This window comes from Pollutimonas nitritireducens (assembly GCF_002849615.1).
GTDB classification, from domain to species: domain Bacteria; phylum Pseudomonadota; class Gammaproteobacteria; order Burkholderiales; family Burkholderiaceae_B; genus Pollutimonas; species Pollutimonas nitritireducens.
In genome coordinates, this window is record NZ_PDNV01000010.1 from 188,028 (window position 1) to 194,027 (window position 6,000).

The window sequence follows — 6,000 nt, forward strand, 5'->3', positions numbered from 1 at the left end:
TAGAGCCAGCGAGTTCTTTGACGCTCGATCAGGCGCTCGAGTTAGCTCTCAGCAGCAACCATTCGCTCTCCTCAGCGCGAAATCTCGCCGCTTCCACTGATGGCATCGTGACACAAGCGGGTGTTATTCCGAATCCAGAGTTGAGCGTCGAAGTTGAGGATACTGATAGAAAGTCCACGCGAACAACGACAAGCACGTTGAGTGTCCCGATAGAGCTAGGCGGAAAACGCGCGGCGCGCATTGCCGCCGCAGAACTCACGCGGGATGTTGCAAGAAGCGATCTGCGAGGCACTCGTGCCGACGTGCGGTCTGAAACGGTTGCGGCTTTCTTTACCGTGCTAGTTGCACAAGAGCAAGTTGCGCTGGCGGCAAGCACTGTAGACATTGCCCGCGGCGCTTTACGCGTCGCAGCCCAGCGAGTGGCTGCAGGGAAAGTTCCTCCGTTAGAAGCGAACCGGGCGCAGGTTGAATTAGCAAATACAGAGCTCGAACAAAGCATGGCCGCAAACTCGCTGAAGATTGCACGACAAAGGCTCTCCTCGTTTTGGGGCAATCCTTCCCCTGTGTTCACCCAAGCTAAAGGGGATGTCAATACGCTTCCGATCCGCCCTCCGCTTGATGACCTTGCTGCGGCGCTCGCGAGCTCTCCACGGCTGGAGTCGGCGCGCCTCGCCGTTGAAAGAAGCCGCGCGCAGATTCAGGTCGAACGCAGTAAACGATATCCAGATATGACGTTAAGCGCAGGCGTTGCTCGGAATAACGAATTGGGACGCAATCAAACTATCGTCGGCGTGTCGATCCCGCTGCCTTTCTTTGATCGCAACCAGGGAAATCTCTATGAAGCATCCATGTTGGCGTACAAGAGTCGAGATGACTATCAAGGAGCAAAAGTCCAGTTAACGACGGAGCTCCAGCAGGCCGCAAGCGAATTCGATATTTCGAAAGATTCAGCGCAGAAATTTAAATCAGTGATCCTGCCGACTGCGAACCAAGCGTATGACACGGCCAGGAAGGGATTTGAAGCTGGAAAATTTGGCTTTACGGAGGTGCTCGACGCGCAGCGGACTTTGTTTCAAGCACGTGTCCGTTACCTCTCCGTGTTGTCTAGTGCCTATCAAGCTCTTGCGCAGATAGATCAAATTTTAGGTCGTAAATAAAGAGTACGCATGAACAATTTCAAACATCAATTGACCGTTTGCTCGCTTCGCTTGGCGCTGGGACTCGCATTGGTTGCAACGTCTCCATTTCTTGCGGTTACGGCATATGCTGCAGAAGAAAATCATGAATCCCACTCCGAAGCTGAAACCTCCAATGAAGACAGCCACGAGCAAGGTCCTAACGGAGGTGAAGTAACGCAGACAAATGGATTTGCGCTGGAACTGCTGCTCGCCGAGGAAGGAGGGGAACCCCGCCTACGCATTTGGAGCGCTTCAAGTGGGGCCGGTATTCCAATCGATAGCGTTACCGCAAGGGGACAGCTCACACGGCCGAATGGAACGGTTCAAAGTATCACCTTCAGCCGGTCGAAAGGGTATCTTCAGAGCGAGCAAATAATTGAGGAGCCGCACTTTTTCTCATTGAATGTAGAAGTAAGCGTGGGTGCGGGGGCAGAGAAAAAGACAGCCGTGGCGCTACTCCAGCGACAAGAAGGAAAAATTGCGTTATCCGATGAACAGATCGCGGCGAATAGTCTAGTCATAGAGACTGCTGGGCCAGCAACCCTCCAGCAAACATTGCTGTTCCCCGGTGAAATTAAATTCAACGAGGACCGCACCGCCCACGTGGTGCCGCGGCTATCGGGAATTGTTGAAAGCGTATCCGCCGTCCTTGGCGAGCAGGTTAAAACCGGCCAAGTGCTCGCGACAATATCGAGCGCAGCACTGGCAGACATGAGAAGTGAACTGTTAGCATCACAAAAGCGCTACGCGCTTGCCTCGACCGTTTACAAGAGGGAGCGCAAGCTGTGGCAAGAAAAGGTTTCGGCCGAACAAGACTACTTGCAGGCACGCGCGACACTGTCTGAGTCGGAAATCGCGTTGCAAAACATCAAGCAGAAATTGACCACGGTGGGGGCTTCGCCAAGTTCGCCCCAACTGAGTCGCCTTGAGCTGCGTGCGCCATTTGACGGTGTGATCATTGAGAAGCATATAAGCCTTGGTGAGTCAGTTCGAGAAGACGTGAACGTTTTCACTCTCTCTGACTTGCGGACCGTCTGGGTAGAGTTCCAGATAGCGGCGAAAGACCTTGAAAGCGTCCAAATTGGCAAAAAGGCCGAAGTGTCAAGCACCGCGTTATCCTCCAAAGTCCGAGGCACCGTGTCCTACGTGGGAGCGCTGATCGGTCAGCAAACCCGAACTGCCACCGCGCGTATTACGCTCGATAACCCCAATATGGCATGGCGCCCCGGTCTATTCGTGACAGTGTCTGTTGCTGTGAGTGAAAATGATTCCGGTGTAACCGTGGCGGCAGACGCGATACAAACGATTGAAGGTCAGCCGGTCGTCTTTATCGTTGTGCCTGGGGGATTTCTGGCTCAACCGGTGAAACTTGGCACGGTCAACAACAACCGCGCGGAAATTGCCGAGGGCTTGTCGCCAGGCATCAAGTACGTTGCCGTGAACAGTTTCATCCTAAAGTCTGAACTCGGTAAAGCCAGTGCCGAACACGCGCACTGATAAGGACGGGTGAGACATGTTTGAACGTATCATTCGCTTTGCCATTGAGCAACGTTGGCTCGTTATTCTCGCAGTGCTGGGTATGGCGGCACTTGGCGCCTATAACTACAGCCGCCTTCCTATCGATGCCGTTCCCGATATCACTAACGTACAAGTACAGATTAACGTTGGCGCACCCGGCTATTCGCCTTTGGAGGTGGAGCAGCGAATCACATATCCTGTCGAGACAGTGATGTCCGGATTGCCTGGTCTACAGCAAACACGGTCCCTCTCGCGCTATGGGTTATCTCAAATCACCGTCATTTTCGAAGATGGTACCGACATTTATTTTGCTCGGCAACTCGTTAATCAGCGTTTGCAGGAAGCCACTGACAGCCTTCCCGAGGGAATTAATCCTTCCATGGGCCCCATTTCCACCGGCCTTGGTGAGATTTATCTTTGGACCGTCGAAGCAGAGGACGGCGCACGCAAGCCGGATGGGTCCGCTTACACATCGACCGACCTACGCGAGATTCAGGATTGGGTCATTAAGCCGCAACTGCGCAATGTACCCGGCGTAACAGAGATTAACTCGATCGGGGGTTTTACTCGAGAATATCAGGTTTCGCCTAGTATCGAGCAATTGGAGTCTTATGGCTTATCGCTCCCCGATGTAGTCGCTGCGCTTGAAAAAAACAACACTAATGTTGGGGCTGGCTACATCGAGCGTAATGGCGAGCAATACCTCATCAGAGCGCCAGGCCAAGTCGGCTCCGTTGAGGATATTGGTGAGATCATAGTGGGTAGTGTGCAAGGTCAGCGGCCCATACGCATTCGCGACATTGCAGAGGTCGGCCTGGGGCGTGAACTTCGCACGGGGGCTGCAACTGAAAATGGCCGGGAGGTCGTGCTGGGCACCGTTTTCATGCTGATTGGTGAGAACAGCCGTGCCGTATCGCTGGCCGTTGGTCAGAAAATGGAAGAAATCAACCGCAGCCTTCCGGAGGGTGTGCATGCCGTTACGGTTTACGATCGCACCGTATTGGTCGATAAGGCGATAAATACCGTCAAGAAGAATCTGCTTGAGGGTGCCGTCTTAGTCATTGCCATTTTGTTTCTTTTTCTGGGAAATATCCGGGCAGCGATCATCACAGCGATGGTCATTCCGTTGTCAATGCTGTTCACATTTACTGGAATGGTTACCTATAAAGTAAGTGCTAACCTCATGAGCCTTGGGGCACTGGACTTCGGGATCATCATTGACGGCGCGGTCGTGATTGTTGAAAACTGTGTTCGTCGTCTAGCTCATGCGCAGGAGCACCATAAGCGTCCGTTAACTAAAGCCGAGCGTTTTCATGAGGTGTTCGCTGCAGCACGAGAGGCGCGTCGCCCTTTGATTTTCGGTCAGCTTATCATCATGGTCGTCTATCTACCTATCTTCGCCCTTACTGGCGTTGAAGGAAGAATGTTTCATCCGATGGCCTTTACCGTTGTGATTGCCTTGGTTGGAGCGATGATCCTATCAATTACGTTCGTGCCGGCCGCGGTCGCGCTGTTCATCGGAAAGCGGGTTGCTGAGAAAGAAAATCGCCTCATGCTATTGGCAAAGCGTTTGTACGAACCGCTACTCGATCTGGCGTTCAAGCACAGCAAAGTCGTATTCGCACTGGCTATCGCCACCGTACTGGCAACCGGAATGGTTGCGTCTCGGCTGGGCAGCGAATTTATCCCAAATCTTAATGAGGGTGATCTTGCTATACAGGCACTTCGGATTCCCGGAACAAGCTTGACTCAGTCCGTAGCAATGCAGCAGCAGATCGAAGCGCGTCTGATTGAGAAATTCCCCGAGATCGAACGGGTTTTCGCCAGGACAGGCACGGCTGAGGTTGCTGCAGATCCAATGCCGCCCAACATCTCTGACGGCTATATCATGCTTAAGCCTCAGGACCAGTGGCCAGAACCTCGCAAGACTCGCGACGAGTTGTTGCAAGCGATTCAAGTCGAAGCAAACAAAGTGCCCGGTAATAACTATGAGTTTTCCCAACCTATTCAGCTTCGGTTTAATGAACTCATTTCTGGCGTGCGAAGTGACGTTGCAGTCAAGATCTTTGGCGACGATAACGACGTTCTTAATTCGACGGCGATAGAAATCGCTGAGGTCTTAACAAACGTCGAAGGCGCCACCGAAGTTAAAATTGAACAAACCACGGGTTTGCCAGTCCTTACGATAGATATTGATCGGGCTAGAGCTGCCCGCTATGGGCTGAATATGCTGGATGTTCAGGAAACCGTATCGATAGCGCTGGGCGGGCGCAAAGCCGGAACTTTCTTTCAAGGCGACCGACGGTTCGACATCACCGTGCGCCTGCCCGACCAGATGCGCGACAATATTCAATCCATTCGACAGCTTCCTATCGCGTTGCCCGATGATGGCAGCGCTAACGGGCGAACCAGTTACATTCCATTGAGTGAAATTGCGGCGTTGAACTTGGCTCCGGGTCCAAATCAAGTGTCACGCGAAGACGGTAAACGTCGAATCGTTGTGAGCGCAAACGTGCGGGGTAGAGACTTAGGATCCTTTGTGCCTGACGCAGCGGAGGCGATCAAGCAGGTGAAGATACCCACTGGCTACTGGATAAGCTGGGGCGGCACATTCGAACAACTACAATCTGCTACGCAGCGGCTCCAGATTGTGGTCCCGGTGGCCCTGTTGCTGGTGTTTGCATTGTTGTTCGCCATGTTCGGCAATGTCAGAGACGGTTTGATTGTGTTTACTGGCATCCCATTTGCCCTCACTGGCGGCATACTCGCGCTTTGGGCTCGTGGGATACCGTTATCGATTTCCGCTGCTGTAGGCTTTATTGCGCTTTGCGGTGTAGCTGTGCTCAATGGATTAGTAATGTTGTCCTTCATTGGGACGCTCAGGGAGGAAGGCAAGCGGCTTGAAGAGGCGATCCGATTTGGTGCTCTTACCCGACTTCGTCCTGTGTTGATGACGGCGTTGGTAGCATCGCTAGGGTTTGTTCCAATGGCCATCGCAACCGGGACGGGAGCAGAGGTTCAACGGCCACTTGCCACGGTCGTGATAGGCGGTATCCTATCATCGACGATCTTGACCCTTTTGGTGTTGCCGCTCTTGTACCGGCTCGCGCATCGACGCGATGTGGACGAGCAGACGCTTGATGAGGAGGAGACGTCCTTGCCTGCGAGTCAATAAACGTAAGCGATCCATGAAGCACAGGGTTTTCAGGCAGCAAGATCCATGGCAACCTGTTGGCTATCCACATTCCATGGGAGTAATGCCTCGATGTCTTCAACCGTTTTTGCCAGCGGCAACCGTTCCAGC

The 6,000-nt window shown here is 53.1% G+C and carries 3 protein-coding genes; all 3 read left to right on the forward strand.

Going from position 1 to position 6,000, the window contains the following annotated elements:
• The first annotated feature begins 17 nt into the window (after nt 1-17).
• Genes CR155_RS16315 through CR155_RS16325 form a run of 3 tightly spaced genes read left to right on the forward strand, consistent with a single transcriptional unit; the run spans nt 18 to nt 5,871 of the window.
• The gene (locus tag CR155_RS16315; protein WP_369406185.1) at nt 18-1,157 is read left to right on the forward strand and encodes a TolC family protein; all 1,140 of its coding nucleotides are present in this window, start codon (nt 18-20) and stop codon (nt 1,155-1,157) included.
• Nucleotides 1,158-1,166: 9 nt separating this feature from the next.
• Nucleotides 1,167-2,675: an efflux RND transporter periplasmic adaptor subunit gene (locus tag CR155_RS16320; protein ID WP_102071099.1), complete on the forward strand. Its 1,509-nt coding sequence runs from the start codon at nt 1,167-1,169 to the stop codon at nt 2,673-2,675.
• A 16-nt stretch (nt 2,676-2,691) separates the two neighbouring features.
• Nucleotides 2,692-5,871, forward strand: coding sequence for a CusA/CzcA family heavy metal efflux RND transporter (locus CR155_RS16325; protein ID WP_102071100.1), 3,180 nt, complete (start codon nt 2,692-2,694; stop codon nt 5,869-5,871).
• Nucleotides 5,872-6,000: the final 129 nt, after the last annotated feature.